We start from the raw sequence: 23,124 nt of genomic DNA, 5'->3' as shown, positions 1-23,124 counted from the left end.
CTTGCACGAAGCATTGCGAGAAGGCGACTTCATTTCCGATAACGACCACCTATCCAGACCGTCATCCCGGCGAAGGCCGGGATCCAGTAGCGACCATGTTCGCTCAGGCCGCACGGCCACTGGATTCCGGCCTGCGCCGGAATGACGAGAAAGACCGCGGCCACGAATGTTCAAAATTACTCCGGACAGTAGTGGGCCTGCGCCGGAATGACGGGCATTTGCGCAATGTCTTCAGCCCAACGCCAGCACGTCGCCCAGCAGCGCCTGCGCGGTAACCTCCGGCCCTGCACCCGGCCCCTGGATCACCAGCGGCTGCGTGTGATACCGCGTGGTGGTGAGCGCGAACTGGTTGTCGGTGCCGTAGAGCCGCGCGGCGGGATGGTCGGCGGGTACTTCCACCAGCCCCACGCGGGCATGGCCACGCTGGTTGAGGCGGGCAAGGAAGCGCAGCACGTTGCCGCGCGCCTTGGCCTCGGCATGCAGCGTGGCGAGCGGTTCGTCGAGTTCCTCGAGCCGGGCGAGGAACTGCTCGGTGTCCAGCGCGCGCAGCGGCTCGGGCACCAGGCTTTCCACCTGCACTTCGTCCCAGCCCAGCGCGAAGCCGGCGTTGCGAGCGAGGATCAGCAGCTTGCGCGCCACGTCCTCGCCGGACAAATCGGCGCGCGGATCGGGCTCGGTGTAGCCGCGCTCGCGCGCCTCGAGCAGCAGCGCGGAGAACGGGCGGCTGCCGTCGTAGCCGTTGAAGAGATAGGAGAGCGAACCGGAGAACACGCCCTCCAGCGTGAGCAGCGCGTCGCCGCACTGGCGCAGCCGGCGCAGCGTGGAAAGTACCGGCAGGCCCGCGCCCACGGTGGCGGAATCGCCGTAGCGCGCACCGTTGGCCAGTGCAGCCTGTAGCGCACGCCAGCCCGGCAGCTCACCGCCGCCCAGCGACTTGTTGGCGGTGACCACGTGGTAGCCGCGATCCAGCCATTCCGCGTGGCGCGCGGCCAGCGCGGCGCTGGCAGTGGCGTCCACGATCACCTTGACCACCGCGTCGCTGGCGTCGAGCGCGGCCAGCAGGGCCGCGTCGTCGCGCTGCGCGCCGGCGCCCTTCAGCTGCTCGCGCAGGTTGCGCTCGGCGAGCTTCGCCGGCTCGGTCTGCTGGCGGCGCGAATTGGCCGCACCCACCAGCCGCAGCGACGCGGCGGCGGGCGTATTCAGCAGCTTGAGGAAGGCGCCGCCGACGACGCCCGTGCCGAGCAACACCACGGCGATGTCGGATGCCGGCTCGCGCTTCGCCAGGGGCACCGCTTCCGCCAGCACCGCGCTCATGCGCCCACCGCACGTTTGGATTTGCCTGCCGCCACCGCGCGCACCAGCGCGGCGTCGAGGTCGCGCAGCAGGTCGTCGCCGTCCTCGATGCCTACCGACACGCGCAGCAGGGTGTCGGCGATACCGGCCTTGCGGCGCGCCTCCGGCGCCATCGCGGCATGGGTCATGGTGGCCGGATGCGCGATCAGGCTCTCCACGCCGCCCAGCGACTCGGCCAGCGAGAAATACTCCAGGCCATCGACGAAGGCGGCGATCTGCGCCTCGTCGCCCTCCAGCTCGAAGCTGAGCATGGCGCCGAAGCCCTGCTGCTGGCGCGCGGCCAGCGCGTGGTACGGGTTGGACGCGAGGCCGGGGTAGTACACCTTGCGCACGGCGGCATGGCCGTCCAGATGCGCGGCGATGCGTTCGGCGTTCTCCTGGTGCTGGCGCAGGCGCACGCCCAGCGTGCGCAGGCCGCGCAGGGTGAGATAGCTGTCGAACGGCGCGCCGGTGAGGCCGTTGCAGTTGCCCCACCACTTGAGCTGCTCGGCCAGCTCCGGCGTGCGCGCCACCACGGCGCCGCCCACCACGTCGCTGTGGCCGTTGATGTACTTCGTCGTCGAATGCACCACCACGTCGGCGCCCAGCGCCAGCGGCTGCTGCAGGGCGGGCGAGAGGAAGGTGTTGTCCACCACCACCAGCGCGCCCGCGGCGTGCGCGGCCTGCGCCACGTGGCGGATGTCGGTGATGCGCAGCAGCGGGTTGGACGGTGTTTCCACCCACACCAGCGCCGGCTTGGCGGCGAGGCCGGCAGCCAGCGCGGCGGGATCGGTGAGGTCGGCGAACTGCACCGCGAAGCGGCCCTTCTTCGCCCAGGCGTCGAGGATGCGCCAGGTGCCGCCGTAGCAGTCATGCGCGGCCAGTACCGTGGCGCCGGCTGGCACCAGCTCCAGCGCCAGCGCCACCGCGGCCATGCCGCTGGCGGTGACCACGGCGCCCGCACCTTGCTCCAGCTCGGCCAGCGCGTTCGCCAGCAGGTCGCGCGTGGGATTGCCACTGCGCGAGTAGTCGTAGGGCCGCTTCTTGCCGAAACCCTCGAAGCTGTAGTTGGTCGAGAGATGCAGCGGTGGCACCACCGCGCCGTGCTGGGTGTCGCTCTCGATGCCGGCGCGCACGGCGCGGGTGCTGGGGGCGGTGCTGTCGCTCATGGGTGTACTCCCGAAATCCAGATGTGCAGCTTGTTGTTGTCGTTTGGTTTCAGCGCAGGGCTTCGCGCAGCAGCGGCGCGAGCTGCTCCGGTTCCTTGAGGAAGGCGTCGTGGCCGTAGGGCGACTCCACCACTTCCAGCGTGGCCGGGCCGCGCAGGCGGCGCTGCAGTTCGCAGAGGTCGGCCAGCGGCACCAGGCGATCCGACGGAAAGCCGATCAGCGTGGTCGGTAGCGGCACCTGCTCGGGCTTCACGTCGTGCAGGTCGATGGACTCGGACAGCGCCAGGAAGCGGTCGGCGTCGAAGCGCTCGACGAAGCGGCGCCCCTGGTGTTCCAGGTAGTCCTCGACCGGAAAATGGAAGCGCTCGCCGCGCCACTCCGGCTCGCCGGCGAAACGGCGGCCGAACTCGGCGCTGCCGCGGTAGGTGGTGATGGCGAGCTGGCGCGCCAGCGCCAGCGCCTCGTCCAACTGGCCGCTGGACTGCCCCAGCCGCACGATGCCGCGCTGCACGCTGCGCTGCGCGGTGGACAGCGGATGGGCGCGGTGCGCACCGGCCAGGAGCACCAGACGATCGGCGCGCTGCGAATGCCCGGCGGCAAAGGCCAGCCCCACCATCGCACCATAGGACGACCCTACGAAGGCATGCGCCTTGACGATGCCCAGCGCATCCAGCAGCGCGGCCAGCGCATCGGCCTGATCCTCGCTGGAGATGGTGGCGGTGCCCAGCTCCGCGGGAACGAGCCAGTCGATGGCCAGCACGCGGAAACGAGCGAGATCGATCGCCGCATCCTCCGCCACCAGCGCCTGCCACCACCCCGCCGCGGCACCGGCCGGCGCGGTGACATCGCGGTTCGCGGAGATGCCGCCCTGCACGATCACGGTGGGCGCATCCGGCGCGCCGCACCACAGGTAGCGCACGTCGACCTCGCGCGGGCCGTTGCCGTGCTTCGGGTTGAGCACCAGCCGCCGCGTGCTGCGCTGCGCCCCGAGCGCACGCGGCGCCACGGACGGCCCCACCACGTCGGCGGCACAGGGATTACAGGTTTCGGGCTGCGGCTGGCTCATGCGTCTCTCCGTTCGGCATCGCCTGCGGATGCCGGAGAGGAGCCCCGCGCGAATGCGGCACGACGCCGCTGCGCAAGCTGCCCATCTGCCGGGGCGCCTTCGCGCCGCCGCAGGAGTTGGCACCGTCGCGGAACATTCCGCAGGTTGCCCCGGCTTCAAAGGGCCTGTCCCTCAGCCGGTCTCGATGAGTGGGGAAGATTCTGCATGCGGCATATAAACATGTCAATAGACGTCTAAACGTCTGGACGTTCATATGGCCATTCGTGATAGTAGCTTCACAAGACCCGCGCACGAACGTGGACTGGACAGTGAATCCCCTCTCACACTCGCCGGGGAGAAGTCCGGCCTTGCCGCAACGCCCAGGCCACTTTCGGGACAAGAGGCATCCGCCGGCCGATGCAAGAACCTGTTCACGACCTCCCCGTCGACCCGGCGACTGCCTCTCGCCATGCCTGCGAGGCGCTTTTCAACAGCCGAAGGGCTGGTCAAGCAGGAATCCAGTGACTCAGACCTGAAAAAGCAACGACACTGAATGACTCGCTGCGCTCGCCCCTGCGGGGCCAGCCTTCGGCTGTTCAACGCGCGCAAGGGCGCGCTTTTGCCCGGTGTTCGCCGGGATGACGCTTCGTGGAGGCCGGCGGGGATCGTGAACAGGCTCCGGGGCCTGCCCGCATCCCGCCCCACGCCAGCCAGTGCCGCTTCATGCGCGAACTGCTAGCTTTGCGCGGATGAGCCACCCAGCCCTTCCCGACCTGCACGCCGCGTTGCGGCGCGACGGCTTCGCCTTCGTCGTCGCCGAAGCCATGCGCGGCCTGCTGGACGCATCCACGCTGGACGACTGGCCGGCGTTCGCCGCGAGCTGGAACACCCTGGGCGACGACGGCTACCTCGCCGCGCGCGGCCGCCATCGCCGTCGGCGGCATGCGGTGTTCGCCGCTGGCGCCGACGGCGCGATCCGCCACGAGCCGCACCAGCCGCATTACCAGAGCCTGACCTACAACACCCTGCAGGGCGGCATCGAGCGCTGGTTCGAGCCGGTGGCGCCGGCCATCGCGGAGGGCGCCAGCCTGCGGCGCATCCTCGCGTTCTGCCGCGACGGCTTCGGCGCGCTGGCGCCGCAGGTGGCAAGCTGGCGCATCGAGGCGCACCAGTTCCGTATCGAGGCGCGCGCCGACGCCGCCGGCGAGCCCACGCCCGAAGGCGTGCACCGCGACGGGGTGGACTACGTGCTGGTGCTGCTGGTCGACCGCGAGAACATCGAGCGCGGCACCACCACAATCCACGCGCCCGATGGCCGCGAGCTGGGCCAGTTCACCCTCGCCCGCGCCTTCGACGCGGCGCTGCTCGACGACCATCGCGTCTTTCACGGCGTCACGCCGGTGGTACCCAAGGATCCTGCACAGGCCGCATATCGCGACGTGCTGGTGGTGACGCTCAAGGCCGCCTGACCATCAGGCATCACGCAAGGAACACCATGCTCCCACGCTTTCCGAAACGCGCGTTTGCGCTCGCCGCGCTGCTGTTCGCCGCCCAGGGCGCGTTCGCGCAGACGCCGGCCACCGTGCAGCTGCAGGATCTCACCTGGACCGAGCTGCGCAGCCAGATCCATGCCGGCAAGACCACCGTCATCATCCCCATCGGCGGCACCGAGCAGAGCGGCCCGTACATCGCGGTGGGCAAGCACAACCGGCGCGCCACCGTGCTGGCCGAGCGCATCGCGCAGCAGCTGGGCAACGCGCTGGTGGCGCCCACCGTCGACTACGTGCCCGAAGGCGGCTACGCGCCGCCGACCTCGCACATGCGCTTCCCGGGCACCATCACCATCCCGGACGCCACGTTCGAACAGTTGCTGGAGTCGGCCGCGAACAGTTTTGCGGTGCACGGCTTCCGCAACGTCGTCTTCCTCGGCGACCACGGCGGCTACCAGAAAGACCTGCGGCAAGTGGTCGCACGGCTCAACAAGCAATGGGCCGGCAAGCCGGCACGCGCGTTCGCGCCGCCGGAATACTACGCGGCGAGTTCCACCGGCTTTGCGCAGATCCTGCGCCGGCACGGCATCCGCGACGACGAGATCGGCACCCACGCCGCGCTAGCCGACACCTCGCTGCAATTGGCGGTGGCTCCGCAGATGGTGCGGCTGGACGCCCTGCGCGCCGCGCCCAAGCCCGGCGCAGCCGACGGCGTGTATGGCGGCGACCCGCGCCGCTCCAGCGCGGCGCTGGGCCAGCTCGGCGTCGACGCCATCGTGGCACAGACCGTGGAAGCGATCCGCAAGGACACGTCTGCGCGATAATGCGCCGCTCGCTTTTTTCCGTTCCCACAGCGAACCCGAACATGACCCCACGCAACCGCTTCTCCCGCATCGCCCTGCTCGCCGGCCTGTGCGCCGCGCCGCTGGCCGCCGGCGCCGCCTCGGCCGTCCGCACGGTGCCCGGCATGCCGCCGGTGACGAATCCGAACAATCTCTACAGCGACGCCGGCTACGACATGTTCAGCCCGGCGGTGGCCGGCGCGCTGCCGCGCATCTACGTGCCCAACCTGCGCGGCGACAGCGTCACCGTGATCGACCCGGCCACCTACAAGGTGCTCTACACCTTCCCGGTGGGCCGCAGCCCGCAGCACGTGGTGCCCTCCTACGACCTCAAGACGCTGTGGGTCACCAACAACGCCGAGGGCCACACCGACGGCAGCCTAACGCCGATCGATCCGAAGACCGGCAAGCCGGGCCAGGCCATTCCGGTGGACGACCCGTACAACATGTACTTCACGCCCGACGGCAAGTACGCCATCGTGGTGGCCGAGGCGCACGCGCGGCTGGATTTCCGCGACCCGCACACGATGGCGCTGAAGTTCAGCGTGAACGCGCCGGAGTGCAAGGGCATCAACCACGCCGACTTCTCCATCGACGGCCGCTACGCGATCTTCACCTGCGAGTTCGGCGGCAAGCTGGTCAAGATCGACATGGTCAACCACAAGGTGCTGGGCTACCTCGACCTCGACAGGCACGGCATGCCGCAGGACATCCGCGTCTCGCCCGACGGCAAGGTGTTCTACGTGGCCGACATGATGGCCGACGGCGTGTTCCTGATCGACGGCGACAGCTTCACCAAGATCGGCTTCATCAAGACCGGCATCGGCACGCACGGCGAATACCCCAGCCGCGACGGCACCAAGCTGTACGTCGCCAACCGCGGCTCCAACAAGGTGCACGGCCCGCGCCACGGGCCGGGCAGCGTGTCGGTGATCGATTTCGCCACGCGCAAGGTGATCGCCAACTGGCCGATCCCCGGCGGCGGCAGCCCGGACATGGGCAACGTCAGCGCGGACGGCAAGACGCTGTGGCTGTCCGGCCGCTTCGACGACGTGGCCTACGCCTTCGACACCGCCACCGGCAAGGTGCGCATCATCAAGGTCGGCGCCGAGCCGCACGGCATCGCGGTGTGGCCGCAGCCGGGCCGCTACTCGCTGGGGCATACCGGCATCATGCGCTGACGGCGGAACGGCACGCTTTCATGGAAAGCCCGGGCCACGGCCCGGGCTTTCTCGTTTCAGGATGCCGGCCACGCCTCGCCGTGTACATCATTCCTTGGCGTGGCAGCCGAGCCCGCAAGAATGCCGCCGTCGACATGGATCTCGCTGCCCGTCATGTAGGTCGCCTCGTCCGAGGCAAGCAGGACGGCGACGGCGGCCACTTCCTCCGGCCTGCCAAAACGCCGCAACGGCGTATCCCTGACGAAGGCCGCCATGTTCGCCTCGCGCGCCGCGCCGCTGCCCAGCATCGGCTCCCACATCGGCGTGAGCACCGCGGCCGGGTGGATGGCGTTGCAGCGCACGCGCAGCCCCTGCTCCGCGCAATAGAGCGCAACGCTCTTGGTGTGGTTGCGCACCGCCGCCTTGCTCGATGCGTAAGCGGCCGCCGCCGGGATGCCGACCACGCCGGAGCGCGACGAGAGGTTGATGATCGACCCCGTTCCGGTCGTGCGCATCGCGCGGATCGCCTCGCGGCATCCGAGGAACACGCCGTCCAGGTTGGTTTCGTGCACGCGCCGCCACTCGGCCAGCGTGGCGTGCTCCGGATCGTGCGGCACGAAGCCGGCCTCGAATCCCGTGATGCCGGCATTGTTCACCAGCACGTCGAGCCGGCCGGAGCGCGCCAGCACCCGATCGACGGCTTGCAGCCAATGCGTTTCTTCGCGTACGTCCAGCGGCAGGAACGCCGCCGACCCGCCGAGCCGCGACGCCACTTCCTCGCCGCGCACGGCGTCGATGTCGGTCACGTAGACCGATGCACCCTCATTTGCGAAAGCGGCCGCGATGGCCGCGCCAATGCCCCTTGCCGCGCCAGTCACCAGCGCGGCCTTGCCCTTCAGACGACCCATGGTTGCGTCCCCAGCAAAAAGTCATGGAAAGCGAGGCGCACGGGCGCCTTGCCGTTGGCTTATTGCCTGGACGTGTTCATGGCACGCTGCTCCGCAGCCGCATCGGGAAGGCCGCATGATCCCCGGGATGGCTGCGCCGATGCAACCCGCTCAGGGTCAACCGGGGGCCAACCGGGCCTGCGCAAGCTAGAATGCGCGGTTAGCCGAACGACCGATGCCCTCCTATGTCCACCCACCTCGACGAAACCCGCCGCCGCCGCACCTTCGCCATCGTCAGTCATCCCGACGCGGGCAAGACTACGCTGACGGAAAAGCTGCTGCTGTTCGGCGGCGCGATCCAGATGGCCGGCTCGGTGAAGGGCCGCAAGGCGGCGCGCCACGCCACCTCGGACTGGATGGCGCTGGAGAAGGAGCGCGGCATCTCGGTGACCTCGTCGGTGATGCAGTTCCCGTACGAAGGCAAGATCGTCAACCTGCTCGACACGCCCGGCCACGCGGACTTCTCCGAGGACACCTACCGCGTGCTCACCGCGGTGGACTCGGCGCTGATGGTGATCGACTGCGCCAAGGGCGTGGAGGAGCGCACGATCAAGCTGATGGAGGTGTGCCGTCTGCGCAACACGCCGATCATGACCTTCATCAACAAGCTCGACCGCGAGGGCAAGTCGCCGATCGAGCTGCTGGACGAGGTGGAATCCGTGCTGGGCATCGCCTGCGCGCCGCTGACCTGGCCGATCGGCATGGGCAAGCGGCTGAAGGGCGTGTACCACCTGCTACTGGACGAGGTGCACCTGTTCGAGCAGGGCAGGAACTTCACCCGGCAGGACTCCACCATCTTCAAGGGTCTCGATGCGCCGGGTCTCGAAGCCGCCATCGGCAGCGAGGCGCTGGCCGAGCTGCGCGAGGAGCTGGAACTGGTGCAGGGCGCCGCGCCCTCGTTCGACCTGGGCGACTACCTCGCCGGCAAGCTCACCCCGGTGTTCTTCGGCTCGGCGGTGAACAACTTCGGCGTGCAGCTGCTGCTGGACTTCTTCGTGGAGCACGCGCCCGCACCGCGCGCCCGCGCCACCACTACGCGCGAGGTACAGCCGGAGGAGGAAAAGCTCACCGGTTTCGTGTTCAAGATCCAGGCCAACATGGATCCCGCGCACCGCGACCGCGTGGCCTTCATGCGCGTGTGCTCGGGCACCTACAGCGCCGGCATGAAGATGATCCAGACGCGCACGAACAAGGAAGTGCGCATCGCCAACGCGCTCACCTTCATGGCCAGCGACCGCGAGATCGTGGAGACCGCGTATCCCGGCGACGTGATCGGCCTGCACAACCACGGCACCATCGCCATCGGCGACACCTTCACCGAAGGCGAACCGGTTTCCTTCACCGGCATCCCGAACTTCGCGCCGGAACTGTTCCGCCGCGCGCGCCTGCGCGATCCGCTGAAGATGAAGGCGCTGCAGAAGGGCCTGGCGCAGTTGTCGGAAGAAGGCGCCACGCAGTTCTTCCGCCCACTGATGTCGAACGACCTGATCCTGGGCGCGGTGGGCGTGCTGCAGTTCGACGTGGTGGCCTACCGCCTCAAGGACGAGTACGGCGTGGACGCCGCGTTCGAGCCGGTGACCGTGGCCACCGCGCGCTGGGTGCACTGCGACGACGCGAAGAAGCTGGAGGAATTCCGCGAGAAGAACGCGATGAACCTCGCCATCGACGCCGCCGGCGAGCTGGTCTACCTCGCGCCCTCGCGGGTGAACCTGCAACTGGCGCAGGAGCGTTCGCCCGCGGTGCGCTTCTCGGCCACGCGCGAGCACGCGACCGCTGTCGAGGTGTAAGCCGCATGACATGACGCGTGTCACTACCGTCTGCCACGCGCTCCGACCAGACTGCCGCCACTGTCCACCGCATGGGCCCGCACATCATGTCGAACGCATCCGTCGCCTTCGTCACGCCCGCTTCGGCGCCAGGATGGAAACGCTGGCTGGTGTATTCGCCGCTGGCGCGCTTCCTGATCTTCGCAGTGTTGTTCGTGGCCGGCTCGATACTGACGGGTGCCGTGCTGCACCATCTGTTCGGAGTGAGCAAGGCCATGCTGGCCGGCAAGGGTGCGCCGACGCTGAAGTTCGGCCTGGCCCAGTTCTTCATGCGCGCGCCGACGGCGCTGCTGGCCTACCTCGTGCTGGTCAAGCTGATCGAGCGCCGCCCGCTGGACGAACTGGCGCCGCGCAAGCTGCTGCCGGACGGCCTGCGCGGCATCGTCGCGGGCACGCTGCTGTTCAGCGCGATCGTCGGCGTCATGTGGTTGCTGGGCAGCTACCACGTCACCGGCTTCAACCCGCACGCCGCATGGCTGTCCGCCTTGCTGATGACGGGCATCGGCGCAGGTATCGGCGAGGAAATCATGTTCCGCGGCGCGCTGTTCCGCATCGTCGAGGAAGGCCTGGGCACCTGGGCGGCGCTGCTGGTTTCGGCACTGTTCTTCGGCTTTGCACACGGCTTCAATCCCGGCGCCACCGCGTGGAGTTCGTCGGCCATCGCCATCGAGGCCGGCGTGCTGTTCGCCCTGATCTACCACGTCACCCGCTCGCTGCCGATCTGCATGGGCCTGCATGCGGCGTGGAATTTCTGCGAAGGCACGGTCTACGGCAGCCCGGTGTCGGGCCTGAAGGCCGATGGCTGGCTGGTCTCCACCCGCACCGGCCCGGACTGGCTGAGCGGCGGCGTGTTCGGCGTCGAGGCCTCGGTGGTGGCACTGGCGCTGTGCTCGTTGTGCTCGATCGCCTTGCTGATCGTCGCGCTGCGACGGCACTCGTTCGTGGCGCCGAGCTGGCGGCGGCGCTGACGACCGCGCAAACGAAAACCGGGCGCCAAACGGCGCCCGGTTTTCGTTTGCGGCAGCTTATGGAATATCAGGCCGCGCCGGCCTGCTGCTTCCTGCGTTCGTCCGCGCGCGTCACCGCCGCGCGCAGCTCGGAAGGATCGAAGTCGTCCACCGAGATGAACTCGAACGCCGCCTCGTGAACGCGCTTCAGCAGGTCGCGCTCGGCCTGGCTGATGACGTTGGCGGCGAGCGCCTCGTCCAGTTGCCCGTCGTAGTCGTGCGACTTGAACTGGCCGGCCTTCAGACCCTTGAGGAACTTGCGCTCCACCGGCTCGGCAGCGATCACGTCGGGCAGCAGCGCGTTCATGCGGCCCACCGTGTTGTTGGCCGTGGGCGTGAGGTAGACCCATTCGGTAAGGCGGCCGCGCGCCTCGTTCGGCGCGGTGAGCAGCGCGGCCACGCGGCGGCCCAGACGATCGGACGGCGGCACCTCGCGGCGGCCCAGCGGAAACACCAGCGCGCGCAGCAGCCACGCCACCGGGCGCACCGGGAAGTTGCGGATCGCGCCGTCCAGCGCGTTCTGGATCAGCCACATGCACTCGTGGAAACCCCAGGCGAGGAAGGGACGATCCGCTTCCGGGCGGCCGGTGTCCTCGTAGCGCTTGAGCATGCTGCTGGCGATGTAGAGGTAGCTCAGCACGTCGCCCAGACGCGCGGAGAGCTTCTCCTTGAACTTCAGCTTGCCGCCCAGCACGCCCATGAAGGTGTCCGCGCACAGCGCCAGCGCGGCGGAGTAGCGGTTGAGCTTCTTGTAGTAGCGGCGCGTATAGGCGTCGCCCGCGGCGTCGCCCAGACGGCCGCCGCAGAGGCCCATCGTGAAACTGCGCACGGCATTGGAGAGACCGAAGCCGATATGGCCGAACAGCGCCTTGTCGAAGCTGCGCAGGCGATCGCCGTAGTCGGCGATGGACAGCGCCTGCATCTCCTTCAGCACGTAGGGATGGCAGCGGATCGCGCCCTGGCCGAAGATCATCAGGCTGCGCGTCATGATGTTGGCGCCTTCCACCGTGATCGCGATCGGCACGCTGGACCAGCCGCGCCCGGCGTAGTTCTTCGGGCCCAACTGCACCGCCTTGCCGCCGTGCACGTCCATGGTGTCGCCGGCCACTATGCGCGCCCACTCGGTGGCGTGGTACTTGGCGATCGCCGAGGGCACCGCCGGCTTCTCGCCGCGATCCACCGCCGCAGCGGTGGCGCGCGACAGCGCCGTGGTGGCGTAGGTGAGGCCGCCGATGCGGCCCAGCACTTCCTCCACGCCCTCGAAGCGCGCGATGGCGAGGCCGAATTGCTTGCGCATGCGCGCGTACGCGCCGGTGGCCGCGGCCGAGCCGCGCATCGCGCCGGTGGCGTTGGACGGCAGCGAGATCGCGCGGCCCACCGACAGACATTCCACCAGCATGCGCCAGCCGTGGCCGGCCATGTGCGGGCCGCCGATCAGGGTGTCGAGCGGCGCGAACACGTCCTTGCCGTGGATCGGGCCGTTCTGGAACGGGATGTTGAGCGGGAAGTGGCGGCGGCCGATCTGCAGCCCCGGCGTAGAGCGCGGCAGCAACGCCAGGGTGATGCCGAGGTCTTCCTTCTCGCCCAGCAGGTGCTCCGGGTCGTACATGCGGAAGGCCAGGCCCACCACCGTGGCGATCGGCGCCAGCGTGATGTAGCGCTTGTCGAAGGTGAGCCGGATGCCCAGCGTCTCGACGCCGTCGACCACCTGCTTGCACACGATGCCCACATCGGGAATCGAGGTGGCGTCGGAGCCAGCGTAGGGGCCGGTGAGCGCGAAGCAGGGGATCTCCTCGCCCACCGCGAGCCGCGGCAGGTAGTGGTTCTTCTGCTCGTCCGAGCCGTAGTGCAGCAGCAGCTCGGCCGGGCCCAGCGAGTTCGGCACCGCCACGGTGGAGGCCACCGTCGCCGACATGGTGGAGAGTTTCTGCAGCACCGCCGAATGCGCCAGCGCGGAGAACTGCAGGCCGCCGTACTGCTTCGGGATGATCATGCCGAAGAAGCGGTGCTTCTTGATGAAGTCCCAGATCTCCGGCGGCAGGTCGGCCAGCTCGTGGGTGATCTGCCAGTCGTCGATCATGCCGCAGAGCTCTTCCACCGGGCCGTCGAGGAAGGCCTGTTCCTCCACGCTCAGCTCGGGCCTGGGCTGCTTCAGCAGTTCGTGCCAGTCCGGCTTGCCGGAGAACAGCTCGCCCTCGAAGCCGACGGTGCCGGCTTCCAGCGCGGTCTGCTCGGTTTCCGACAGCTTCGGCGTGACCTTGGCGAACATCTTCAGCAGCGGCGCGGTGATCTGCCTGCGGCGGAAGCCGTCCATCAGCAACGGCACCGCGATGGCCAGTTCGACGACGAGCAGCAGGAAGGTCGTCCAGCGCGCGCCGGTAGCAAGACCGACGACGACGGTGGCGACCACCGTCACGATCGCCCACGTGCGCAGGCTGCTGCGGTGGTAGGCACAGGCGCCGGTGGCGATGAGCGCCGCCAGCAGGGTGAGTATCACGGCCATCTCGACTTCCTCGTTGCGGTTAACCGGCGCGGGTGAAGGCGCCGTCCAGTGACTGGATGAAATGTGCGATCTCGCGGGTGAATGCGTCGTTGGCGTCGCCTGCCAGCATGTGGGTGGCGCCGGCCACTTCGACATGGCGCGCGTGCGGCACCAGTTGCAGGAATTCCTCGACAGTGGATTGCGACACCACGTCGCTGCGTTCGCCAGACAGCAGCAGCACCGGCACCTCCACCTGCGCCGCGGCGGCGAACAGGCGCGGCTGGTAGCGCTCGCTCTCGGCGATCAGGTCGCCGGCCAGCAGGGCCGGATCCCAGTGCCAGCGCAGGCGACCGTCGCCGCCGGTGCGCATCAGCGGGCGCAGTTGTTCCTCGCTCTTGCGGCCCGGGCGATGCGGCAGATAGGCGGCGATCTGCTCGGCCGCCTCGGCATAGTCCGCGAAGCCGTCGGGATGCGCCTGCATGAAAGCGAGGATGCGCTCCACGCCCTTCGTCTCCCAGCGTGGCGTGATGTCCACCAGCACCAGGGCGCGGAACGGCGACGGTCGCGTCTCGCCCGCCGCCACCAGACCCAGCAGGCCGCCCATCGAGGCGCCCACCAGCAACGGCGGCTCCGGCTGCGCACGGGCCAACGTCAGCAGGTCATCCACGAACTGCTGCATGTGGTAACCGCTTTCAGAGTCCGCGCCACCCGGCACGCGCTCGCTTTCGCCATGGCCGCGCGCATCGAAGCTGACGCAGCGGTAACCCTGCGCCGCCAGCGCGGCGACCGCGCCACTCCATGCCCCGCGCGTCTGGCCGAAGCCGTGGGCGAACAGCAAGGTGGGCGCGCCGCTGGCGTGGTGCGTCTCCACGGCCAGCGCCACGCCGTCGCGGGTTGCCACGGATTCGATGCGTGCGGTGGCGGTCGACATATCCATACGGATGAGTATGGATCGGCCAGTCCAGCGCCGTCAATCCTCCCGCGTGGATTACAAAGCCCGGCGCAACGGCTACCATACGCGTATGGATTCAAGCCAGAAACCCGAACGTACCCGCCTCACCGCGGAGGACTGGGAAGTCGCCGCCCTGCAGATGATCGCCGACCAGGGCGTGGGCGCACTGGCCGTCGAGGCCCTGGCCCGCCAGTTGGGCGTCACCAAGGGCAGCTTCTACTGGCATTTCCGCACCCGCGAAGCCCTGCTGCAGGCCGCGCTGGAGCGCTGGGAGCAGTACGGCGAAAACGAAGTGCTGGGCCGGATCGAGCAGATCGCCGACCCGCACCAGCGCCTGCCCGAACTGTTCCGCCGCGCAGCGCACGAAGTGCAGCCGCACCGCGTCTACGCCGCCCTGCTCAAGGCGCTGGATCACCCGCTGGTGGTGCCGGTGATGGCTCGCGTGTCGCAGCGGCGCACCGAGTTCCTCAACACCGCCTACCGCGAGGCTGGCCTGTCGCCGCGCGAGGCGCTGAACCGCGCGCGGCTCACCTACGCCGCCTACGTCGGCTTCCTGCAGCTCAACTTCACCCTGGGCCTGCCGCGCCTGAACCACGAGGAGTTCGACGCCTACGTGGAGCACATGATCGCCACCCTGATCCCGGCCTGACCCCGCCGCGCCAGTCGCTCCGCACGGCGCCTTTTGGCGCCGTTTTTCGTTGCGGAACAAGGCTCCAGGCTATTCATGCTGCGCCCATCCTTGCAATGCCAGTGCCCGCAAACTACGGTTCTTCCACCTTTTTTCCTGAAGACCAGTGAGGACACGATGGCAAGCAACCTGGAAGCGCTCAAACGCTGGGTGGACGACGTGGCGGCGCTGACCCGCCCCGCGGCGATCCACTGGTGCGACGGCTCGGACGCCGAATACCAGTCCCTGGTGCGGCAGATGCTGGCCGACGGCACCCTGATCGAGCTGAACCAGCAGACCCACCCGGGCTGCTACCTGCACCGCTCCCACCCCGGCGACGTGGCGCGCGTCGAGCACCTCACCTTCGTCTGCCACCAGGATCGCGAGGACGCCGGCCCCAACAACCACTGGATGGCCCCGGCCGAGGCGCACGCGAAGATGGACGCGCTGTTCGACGGTTGCATGGAAGGCCGCACCATGTACGTGATCCCCTACTGCATGGGCCCGATCGATTCGCCGCTGTCGCGCTGCGGCGTGGAGATCACCGACAGCCCCTACGTGGTCGCCAACATGCGCATCATGACCCGCATGGGCACCGCGGCGCAGGCGCGCATCGAGCGCGAGGGCTCGTTCGTGAAGGGCCTGCACTCCACCGGCGAGCTCGATCCCGAGCGCCGCTTCATCATGCACTTCCCGGAAGAACGCACGATCAAGTCCTACGGCTCCGGCTACGGCGGCAACGCACTGCTGGGCAAGAAGTGCCATGCGCTGCGCATCGCCAGCCACCAGGCCCGCGACGAGGGCTGGCTGGCCGAGCACATGCTGATCGTGGGCATCGAGAACCCGCAGGGCGAAACGCACTACATCGCCGCCGCCTTCCCCTCCGCCTGCGGCAAGACCAACCTGGCCATGCTGATCCCGCCCGAGGGCTACCGCCGGAACGGCTGGAAGGTGTGGACGGTAGGCGACGACATCTGCTGGATGCGCCCCGGCGCGGACGGCCGCCTGTACGCGATCAACCCCGAGGCCGGCTTCTTCGGCGTGGCGCCAGGCACCAGCACCGCCACCAATTCCAACGCACTGCAGTCCATCGCACGCGACACCATCTTCACCAACGTCGCCGTCACCGCCGACAACCAGCCGTGGTGGGAGGGCCTGCCCGGCACGCCGGTCACCGACTGGCAGGGCCGTCCGTACGACCCCGCCAACGGCCCCGCCGCGCACCCCAACTCGCGCTTCACGGTAAGCGCCAGGCAGTGCCCCACCTGGTCTTCGATGTCCGAGGACGCGCAGGGCGTGCCAATCAGTGCCATCGTCTTCGGCGGCCGCCGTCCCGCGCTGTTGCCGCTGGTGATGGAAGCGCGCGACTGGACGCATGGCGTGCTGATGGGCGCCGCGATGGGCTCGGAGACCACGGCAGCCGCCACTGGCGCGGTGGGCGTACTGCGCCGCGACTCGATGGCGATGAAGCCGTTCTGCGGCTACCACTACGGCGACTACTTCGCGCACTGGCTGTCGTTCGACCAGCCCGGTGCGAAGCTGCCCAAGGTCTTCCACGTCAACTGGTTCCGCAAGGGCAAGGACGGCAAGTTCCTGTGGCCGGGCTTCGGCGACAACCTGCGCGTGCTGGAATGGATGATCGCGCGCGTGGAAGGCAAGGCGCGTGGCGAGGAAACGCCCATCGGTATCCTGCCCGCTCCTGGCGAGCTCAAGCTCGACGGCCTGAACCTCGACCGGCTCACGCTGGCCGAACTGCTGGCCGTGGATCGGATCGGCTGGCAGGACGAACTCGCCGCCATCGGCGAATACCTGGACAGCTTCGCGCCGCGCATGCCCGCTGCCCTGCACGAGGAACAGCAGCGCGTGGCGCGCGCACTGGAAACCACCGAGCGCGAGGCCGCCACGGCCTGAATATCCGCCGCTCCTCCCGCTGAAGGGCATCGCCGCAGGCTGCGCACCTGCGGCGATGCAAACCCTTTCGGCACGGCGGGCATCCAAGCTGGCAAGATGATCGCCGCCTGTCCCGCCACCGACCGCTCGATGCCGCCAGCCTCCGCTGCCGCCGACAACGACACCGACGATGCACGCGCAGCCGCCGCTGGCGACCGCCATGCGTTCCAGCGGCTGTACCGCCGGCACGTCGAACGCATCCACGGCGCACTGTACCGGCTGGCCGGCTACGACCACGGTCGCGCCGAGGATCTCACGCAGGAAGCCTTCGTGCGCGCATGGCAGAAGCTGCCCGGCTTCCGCCACGAAAGCGCTTTCGGCACCTGGCTGTACCGCCTGGCCGTCAACCTGGCGCTGATGGAAATCCGCGCCCGCCGCGCCGACCCGGTGGGTTTCGTGGACGAAGAGCAACTCCCCGAGCACGGCGATACGCCATTCTGCGCCGCCGAGCGCGAGGAACTCGAACGCGCCATCGGCATGTTGCCGCCGCGCGCCCGCGCCGTGCTGGTGCTGCACGACGTCGAAGGCTGGCGGCACGAGGAAATCGGCGCGGAACTGGACATGGCCGTCGGCACGTCCAAAGCGCAATTGCACCGCGCGCGGCAACTGCTGCGCCGTGCCCTGGGAGCAAGCTCATGAACGAATTCGAATGGCGCCAGCAGATGCGCAAGCTGCGCACGCCCGTCGCAGCGCGCCGCGACCTGTGGGAATCCATCGATGCCGCGCTGGAAGACCGCGATGCGAGTGCGCCGCCAACGCCGGCCGCCCATCGCGCATCGCCACGCCCATGGCTGCTGGCCGCCGCACTGGCCGGCGTGTTCCTGCTGGCCGGCGGCATCGGCTTGCACCAGCACCTAGCCACCGACGGCGCACCGGGCAACGTGCCCGCACTGGCCAACGCATCGTGGAAACCATCCGATCCGCGCCTCAGCGGCGCGGCCATCGAACTGGACGCCGCCCGCATCGAACTGCAGCAAGCCATGCAGCAGTCCCCGGATTCGCCCTCGCTGCAACGCCTGCTGGCGCGCACCGAGCGGCAACAAACGCAATTGCGCCATTTCGCCCAGGAGGCCGGCTGATCCAGCCGGACACGACATGAAAACCGCCCGCTACGTTCCATTGCTGCTGTGCCTGTGCGTTGGCCAGGCCTTTGCCGGTACGTCGATCAACCTGCAGCATGCCGCCACGCTCACCGCACAGATCAGCATCAGCAACGTCTCCGGCGAAGTGCACGTCACCGCGTGGGATCGCCCCTCCGTGCAGGTGGAAGGCCAGCTCGGCGACGGCGCCAAGCCGCTGGCGATCACCGGCAGTGACGACAAGCTCGCCATCGAGGTGCAGCCGCAAGGCAACGGCGGCAGCTGGTTCAACTGGGGCGGCGACAACCGCATGGGCCCGACCATGCTGGATCTGCACGTGCCGCGCGGCGCCACCCTGGACGTGCGCGTGGTCAGCGCGCCACTGGTGGTCGACGGCATGGACGGCGGCAAGATCTCCGTCAACACAGTGAGCGGCCGCGCGCGCATCAACGCCAACAGCCCATCGCTCGACATCGAGAGCGTCAGCGGCAACATCGAACTAGCCGGCCATGCCGCGCAGGCCAACCTGCAAACAGTGAGCGGCGACATCCTCGCTCCCGTACTGGGTAACCAGGCGAAACTGCAGACCGTTTCCGGCCGCATCCAGGCCAGCGGTGGCCCCTGGAGCCAGCTCACGCTGAGCACGGTGTCCGGAGACGTGCAGCTCTCCGGCAGCCTCGCGCCGGACGGCAAGCTGGCCGTCGACAGCATGAGCGGCAACGTGCAACTGCAATTGCCAACCGCCACCAACGCCACGGTGCACGCCAGCAGCTTCAGCGGCGACCTGCGTAGCGACACGGGAACGGCGCAGAAATCCGAACACGGCCCCGGCAGCAAGCTCGACGCCACGCTGGGCAACGGCAAGGGCACGATCAACGTTGAAACCTTCAGCGGCGATCTGCGCATCCGCACGTCGAACTAAAGCTGTCTAGTCCGATCCGATCACTTCGCCATCGCGCGCCCTGTCGATCCACACGCGCGCGACTAGGCCAGTGGCGCAGCTACGAACGGCAGCTGGAACCCTTGCGGCTGGCGCTGGAAACGCAACAACGGATGCGTACAGCCTGACCACACGGCAAAACGCCGCCACATGGCATGCGGCGGCGTTTTTGTTTGCGAACCCCCGAATCAGAGATCCTGGTGGTACTGCACGTAGGGCGTACGCGACTGATCCGGCTCGGGACCGACCGGTGTGTTGGTCGGCGCGCCAGACGACCACAGGTTCTGCGCGCCCACGCTCACCGAGCCCTGCCATGGCAGATGCCAGGTCACGCCAAGGTCGATGCTGTTCCAGCGGCGGTCGGGGCTGTAGCCGTTGCCCGGCACACCGGCCAGCGGCTGCATGGTGCGGCCGATGATGGAGCCGCTGATCGGGCCGTGGTCGACGCCAAAGCTGATTGCCTTCTGATCCAGCGTGCTGATACCCAGCAGGTTGCCAGGCAGCAGATGGATGCGACCGACGCTGGCCCCCACGTCCACGCCGCTGTTGGTGCCCAGCGCCAGGCGTCCGCGCGCATTGAACTGCGAGCTGCTGTCGAAACCGGAAAGGCCATCGACGCTGGGCGTCACGCCGGGCAGCACGCGCGGCAGGCTGGGGCTGTTCGGCGTGCTGCTGGTACCCACGCTCACGCCCAGGCTGTACGGCCCATTGAGGTAGGTGGCGCCCACTTCGCTACCGACCACGCGCAACGGGCTGTTGAGCCAGGAGTGCTGGCTGACATCCGCGTTCGCCTGCCAGTTCGGCGACAGGTTGTACTGCAGGCCGGCGCTCATCACACTTTTGGCGTCGACCGCATGGAAGGACAATGGCGCATCGCGCTGCGCCAGGCTCCCGCTGCGATTGTCGGCCTTGAGCACGAACAGGCGACCATCCGCCCCGCGCCACAGCGGCACCATCAAGCCCGGCTGCACCTCGGCCATCTGCGCCGGCGGCTGCTTCAGCAATTGCACGGCCAGCTTGCCGTTGGCGTCGTCCACGCCCTGGCCGACCGCCGCGAACGGCAGCAGGCACAGCAACAAGGGGACGAGCAAGCGGCGCATGATTGATAGACCTAAATGAGGTAACAGCTAGCAGCCGGATTCGGCAGGGAAATTCAACTTCATTTTACATTTAACTAACACCGATACAAGAGCCCGGTACAGTTACCCTGCCCATGCTGTGACCGGCTTCTCGATAGACCCGCACTCCCGGGGCCGGGTTCCTGCTGGCGGCGGCGCCAAGCGCAGGATATAAGGGACGCCTTGCCCAGCACGCTTCACCTGTCGTCCTGCTTGATGAATCCATTCTCTTCCACGCCGCGTCCCGCGCCCATGCCCCTCAAGGCAGAGGATCTGACGGGCGTGCCGGCAGCCATCGAGCAATTGCTGAAGGCCCAGGACAGTGCGAGCGTGCTGGAAATCTGCAAGCGCATCCTGGGCGACTTCGGCATCGTCGGCCGGCTGCACTGGCAATCGCCAGCGGGCCGTGCCGCAGAATCATCCGGCTGGCACCATGATCTTGCGGAAGACGTCCAGCACCAACTCGTACTCACGCTGAGCCGCGACGAACCGGTTGCCGTGCCGCTGCGCGGCCACCTGGCCTGGCTGGGACGGCTGGCCGACGCCCGCCTGCGCCAACTGGCCGAATCGAGCCGCCTTTATGAAGCGATCTCGCGGCTGGCGCTGGCCGAGCGCCTGCAACGCGCGCTGTACGCCATCGCCGAGCAGGCCAACACCGAACAGGACATGCCGGCGCTGATGCGCTCGCTGCATACCATCGTCAGCAGCCTGATGTATGCGGAGAACTTCTACATCGCGCTGTACGACTCCGCCAGCGACAGCGTGCGCTTCCCGTATTACGTCGACGCCCTCGACACCGACCCGCCCACGCCCGAACGCAGCGTGCCGCTGCACGAGCTGCTGCACGGCATCACCTGGAACCTGCTGCGCCACGGCCGCCCGCTGTTCGGAGCCACCGACGAGCTGGCGCAGGAACTGGGCGGGCAATTCCGCCTGCACGGCCCACGCTGCGAACACTGCATCGGCGTGCCGCTGTTCCGCACCGGACAGGTGGTCGGCTGCATCGTGGTGCAGAGCTATCGGGCCAGCGTGCGCTACACCCGGCACGACCTCGACCTGCTCAGCTACGTGGCGCAACACGTGCAGACGACGATAGAGCGGCGCGGCGCCCACGTGGAACTGGAGCGCCGCGTGGCCGACCGCACCACCGCGCTGCGCGAGGCCAACCGCGTGTTGCGCCAGCAGGTGCTGCAGCGCCAGCGCGGCGAACGCCTGCAGGCGGCGCTGTTCCGCATCGCCGAGCTGGCCGGCACCACCGACAGCCTCGACGACTTCTACCCCGCCGTGCACCGCGTGATCGGCGGCCTGCTGTACGCGCGCAACTTCTACATTGCGCTGATCGACGAGGAAGACCAGCTCATCACCTTCCCCTACTCGGTGGACGAGGTGGACAGCGAGCGCCTGCCGCGCAGCCACGGCGGCGGCGCCACCGAATACGTGCAGCGCACCGGCAAGCCACTGCTGGCCGACGCGGCGACGATAGACCGCCTGCTCGCCAGCGGCGAGATCACCCGCTTCGGCTCGCGCTCGGTGTGCTGGCTAGGCGTGCCGCTGAGCTGGGGCGACAAGGTGCGCGGCGTGCTGGCGGTGCAGAGCTACAGCCCCGAGCACACCTATACCGAGCGCGACCAGGAACTGCTCACCTTCGTCAGCTACCACGTGGCCAACGCGCTGCAGCGCAAGCACGCCGACGCCGCGCTCAAGCAGGCCTACGCCAGCCTGGAGCGGCGCGTGGCGGAGCGCACCCGCGCACTGGGCCTGGCCAACCGCGACCTGCGCGAGCAGATCGCCGAGCGCGAGCGCATCGAGCGCCGGCTGAAGTACGAGACCCTGCACGACTCGCTCACCGGCCTGCCCAACCGCACGCTGCTGCTGCAGCGGCTGGAACAGGCGCTGCAGCGTTACCACGTGAATCCCAAAGAACAGTTCGCGGTGCTGTTCATCGACCTCGACCGCTTCAAGGTCATCAACGATTCGGTGGGCCACCTGGTCGGCGACGACCTGCTGTTCCAGGTCGGCGGCCGCGTCCGCGCCTGCCTGAAGACCCGCGACGTAGTGGCCCGCCTCGGCGGCGACGAGTTCGCCGTGCTGCTGGAGCACGTGCCCGACATCGGCGCGGCGCAGCACGTCGCCACGCTGGTGCTGAACGAGCTGCAGACGCCGTTCCGGCTCGGCACGCGCGAGATCTTCACCTCCGCCTCCATCGGCATCGCGATGGTCGATCCGCACTACCGCCAGCCCGAGGAACTGCTGCGCGATGCCGACGCGGCCATGTACAACGCGAAGGACGGCGGCCGCCATCGCGTCGCGCTGTTCGACGACCGCCTGCGCCGCGAGGCGCTGTCGCAGCTGCGCATGGAAGGCGACCTGCGCCACGCGCTGACGCGCCGCGAGTTCGTGCCGTTCTACCAGCCCATCGTGTCGCTGGCCGACGGCCGCGTCGCGGGGTACGAGGCGCTGCTGCGCTGGAACCACCCCGAACGCGGCCTGATGCTGCCGCAGGATTTCCTGCTGATCGCCGAGGAAGCCGGCTGCGCCGAGGCCATCGACTGGCTGATCTTCGAGCAGGTCTGCGCGCAGGCCACGCAGTTGCTGGGCGGCAAGGGCACCATCAGCATCAACGTGTCCGGCCTGCACTTCCGCCACGCCGATTTCGACGTGCGCCTGCTGGCGCTGCTGGAGAAGCACCACGTGTCGCCCAGCCGCATCCGCGTGGAGGTGATCGAGCGCACCCTGCTGGACAATCCCGCCCAGGTGAAGCAGATGCTGCAGAACCTGCGCCAGAAGGGCATGGGCATCGCGCTAGACGATTTCGGCACCGGCTACTCCTCGCTGAGCTACCTGCACCAGTACCCGTTCGACTCGCTGAAGATCGACCGCTCTTTCGTCACCGAGCTGGACAGCGACCGCAACGACCAGGGCGCGGCGGTGATCCGCGCGATCCAGGTGCTGGCCGATGCGCTGGGCATGCAGGTGATCGCCGAAGGCATCGAGAACGCCGCGCAGCAGCAGACCCTGCTCGACCTCGGCTGCCGCTACGGCCAGGGCTTCCTGTACGCGCGCGGACAATCGGCCGAATACTGGCTGCGGCCGGAAAACCACCTGCCGTAAGCGCATC

The 23,124-nt window shown here is 68.6% G+C and carries 18 protein-coding genes and 1 riboswitch; of the genes, 11 read left to right on the top strand and 7 right to left on the bottom strand.

The features are described 5' to 3' along the window. Nucleotides 1–231: 231 nt before the first annotated feature. Genes ACZ5Z2_RS03415 through metX form a run of 3 tightly spaced genes read right to left on the bottom strand, consistent with a single transcriptional unit; the run spans nt 232 to nt 3,567 of the window. Nucleotides 232–1,314 carry a homoserine dehydrogenase family protein gene (locus tag ACZ5Z2_RS03415; protein ID WP_464760578.1) on the bottom strand — a complete coding sequence of 361 codons (1,083 nt, stop codon included), beginning with the start codon at nt 1,312–1,314 and terminating at the stop codon, nt 232–234. Continuing rightward, nucleotides 1,311–2,501 carry a cystathionine gamma-synthase gene (gene metB / locus ACZ5Z2_RS03410; RefSeq protein ID WP_464760577.1) on the bottom strand — a complete coding sequence of 397 codons (1,191 nt, stop codon included), beginning with the start codon at nt 2,499–2,501 and terminating at the stop codon, nt 1,311–1,313. The genes ACZ5Z2_RS03415 and metB overlap by 4 nt, the downstream gene beginning before the upstream one ends. A 49-nt stretch (nt 2,502–2,550) precedes the next feature. After that, entirely contained in the window at nt 2,551–3,567 is a 1,017-nt protein-coding gene (gene metX / locus ACZ5Z2_RS03405; protein WP_464760576.1) for a homoserine O-succinyltransferase MetX, read from the bottom strand. Nucleotides 3,568–3,645: 78 nt separating this feature from the next. Next, nucleotides 3,646–3,758: riboswitch (SAM riboswitch) on the bottom strand. Nucleotides 3,759–4,295: 537 nt separating this feature from the next. Between metX and ACZ5Z2_RS03400 the strand changes: the two genes are divergently transcribed. The 3 genes from ACZ5Z2_RS03400 to ACZ5Z2_RS03390 are packed head-to-tail and all read left to right on the top strand — an operon-like array spanning nt 4,296 to nt 7,059. After that, complete coding sequence (locus tag ACZ5Z2_RS03400) at nt 4,296–5,015, top strand: 2OG-Fe dioxygenase family protein (RefSeq protein ID WP_464760575.1); 720 nt, start codon at nt 4,296–4,298, stop codon at nt 5,013–5,015. A 26-nt stretch (nt 5,016–5,041) separates the two neighbouring features. Beyond that, complete coding sequence (locus ACZ5Z2_RS03395; protein WP_464760574.1) at nt 5,042–5,860, top strand: creatininase family protein; 819 nt, start codon at nt 5,042–5,044, stop codon at nt 5,858–5,860. A gap of 41 nt (nt 5,861–5,901) precedes the next feature. Further along, the gene (locus tag ACZ5Z2_RS03390; RefSeq protein WP_464760573.1) at nt 5,902–7,059 is read left to right on the top strand and encodes a YncE family protein; all 1,158 of its coding nucleotides are present in this window, start codon (nt 5,902–5,904) and stop codon (nt 7,057–7,059) included. Nucleotides 7,060–7,115: 56 nt separating this feature from the next. Here ACZ5Z2_RS03390 and ACZ5Z2_RS03385 read toward each other — a convergent pair whose 3' ends face one another. Next, nucleotides 7,116–7,946 carry a glucose 1-dehydrogenase gene (locus tag ACZ5Z2_RS03385; protein ID WP_464760572.1) on the bottom strand — a complete coding sequence of 277 codons (831 nt, stop codon included), beginning with the start codon at nt 7,944–7,946 and terminating at the stop codon, nt 7,116–7,118. Between the two features lie 224 nt (nt 7,947–8,170). Here ACZ5Z2_RS03385 and ACZ5Z2_RS03380 point away from each other — a divergent pair, with 224 nt between their 5' ends. Beyond that, the gene (locus ACZ5Z2_RS03380; protein ID WP_464760571.1) at nt 8,171–9,772 is read left to right on the top strand and encodes a peptide chain release factor 3; all 1,602 of its coding nucleotides are present in this window, start codon (nt 8,171–8,173) and stop codon (nt 9,770–9,772) included. Between the two features lie 86 nt (nt 9,773–9,858). After that, nucleotides 9,859–10,779, top strand: coding sequence for a lysostaphin resistance A-like protein (locus ACZ5Z2_RS03375; protein WP_464760570.1), 921 nt, complete (start codon nt 9,859–9,861; stop codon nt 10,777–10,779). Nucleotides 10,780–10,846: 67 nt separating this feature from the next. Here ACZ5Z2_RS03375 and ACZ5Z2_RS03370 read toward each other — a convergent pair whose 3' ends face one another. Then, complete coding sequence (locus ACZ5Z2_RS03370; RefSeq protein WP_464760569.1) at nt 10,847–13,321, bottom strand: acyl-CoA dehydrogenase; 2,475 nt, start codon at nt 13,319–13,321, stop codon at nt 10,847–10,849. Nucleotides 13,322–13,340: 19 nt separating this feature from the next. Further along, nucleotides 13,341–14,237, bottom strand: coding sequence for an alpha/beta fold hydrolase (locus tag ACZ5Z2_RS03365; protein ID WP_464760568.1), 897 nt, complete (start codon nt 14,235–14,237; stop codon nt 13,341–13,343). Nucleotides 14,238–14,322: 85 nt separating this feature from the next. On the opposite strand from ACZ5Z2_RS03365, the gene ACZ5Z2_RS03360 reads away from it, so the two are divergent. The 5 genes from ACZ5Z2_RS03360 (at nt 14,323) to ACZ5Z2_RS03340 (ending at nt 18,870) form a co-directional block, all read left to right on the top strand. Continuing rightward, complete coding sequence (locus ACZ5Z2_RS03360; RefSeq protein ID WP_464760567.1) at nt 14,323–14,901, top strand: TetR/AcrR family transcriptional regulator; 579 nt, start codon at nt 14,323–14,325, stop codon at nt 14,899–14,901. Nucleotides 14,902–15,057: 156 nt separating this feature from the next. Continuing rightward, complete coding sequence (locus tag ACZ5Z2_RS03355; protein ID WP_464760566.1) at nt 15,058–16,830, top strand: phosphoenolpyruvate carboxykinase (GTP); 1,773 nt, start codon at nt 15,058–15,060, stop codon at nt 16,828–16,830. Nucleotides 16,831–16,959: 129 nt separating this feature from the next. Then, the gene (locus tag ACZ5Z2_RS03350) at nt 16,960–17,508 is read left to right on the top strand and encodes an RNA polymerase sigma factor (RefSeq protein WP_464761657.1); all 549 of its coding nucleotides are present in this window, start codon (nt 16,960–16,962) and stop codon (nt 17,506–17,508) included. Beyond that, entirely contained in the window at nt 17,505–17,948 is a 444-nt protein-coding gene (locus ACZ5Z2_RS03345; RefSeq protein ID WP_464760565.1) for a hypothetical protein, read from the top strand. Before ACZ5Z2_RS03350 ends, ACZ5Z2_RS03345 begins: the two co-directional genes overlap by 4 nt. Nucleotides 17,949–17,964: 16 nt before the next feature. Next, nucleotides 17,965–18,870 (top strand): DUF4097 family beta strand repeat-containing protein, encoded by a 906-nt coding sequence (locus ACZ5Z2_RS03340; protein ID WP_464760564.1) that lies wholly within the window; start codon nt 17,965–17,967, stop codon nt 18,868–18,870. 206 nt (nt 18,871–19,076) lie between these two features. On the opposite strand, the gene ACZ5Z2_RS03335 is transcribed toward ACZ5Z2_RS03340, so the two are convergent. Then, nucleotides 19,077–19,988: a hypothetical protein gene (locus tag ACZ5Z2_RS03335; RefSeq protein ID WP_464760563.1), complete on the bottom strand. Its 912-nt coding sequence runs from the start codon at nt 19,986–19,988 to the stop codon at nt 19,077–19,079. Nucleotides 19,989–20,258: 270 nt separating this feature from the next. Between ACZ5Z2_RS03335 and ACZ5Z2_RS03330 the strand changes: the two genes are divergently transcribed. After that, the gene (locus ACZ5Z2_RS03330; RefSeq protein WP_464760562.1) at nt 20,259–23,117 is read left to right on the top strand and encodes a bifunctional diguanylate cyclase/phosphodiesterase; all 2,859 of its coding nucleotides are present in this window, start codon (nt 20,259–20,261) and stop codon (nt 23,115–23,117) included. Nucleotides 23,118–23,124: the final 7 nt, after the last annotated feature.

Source organism: Rhodanobacter sp. G1, assembly GCF_055397855.1.
This window is presented reverse-complemented; position numbering and strand designations above follow the sequence as displayed.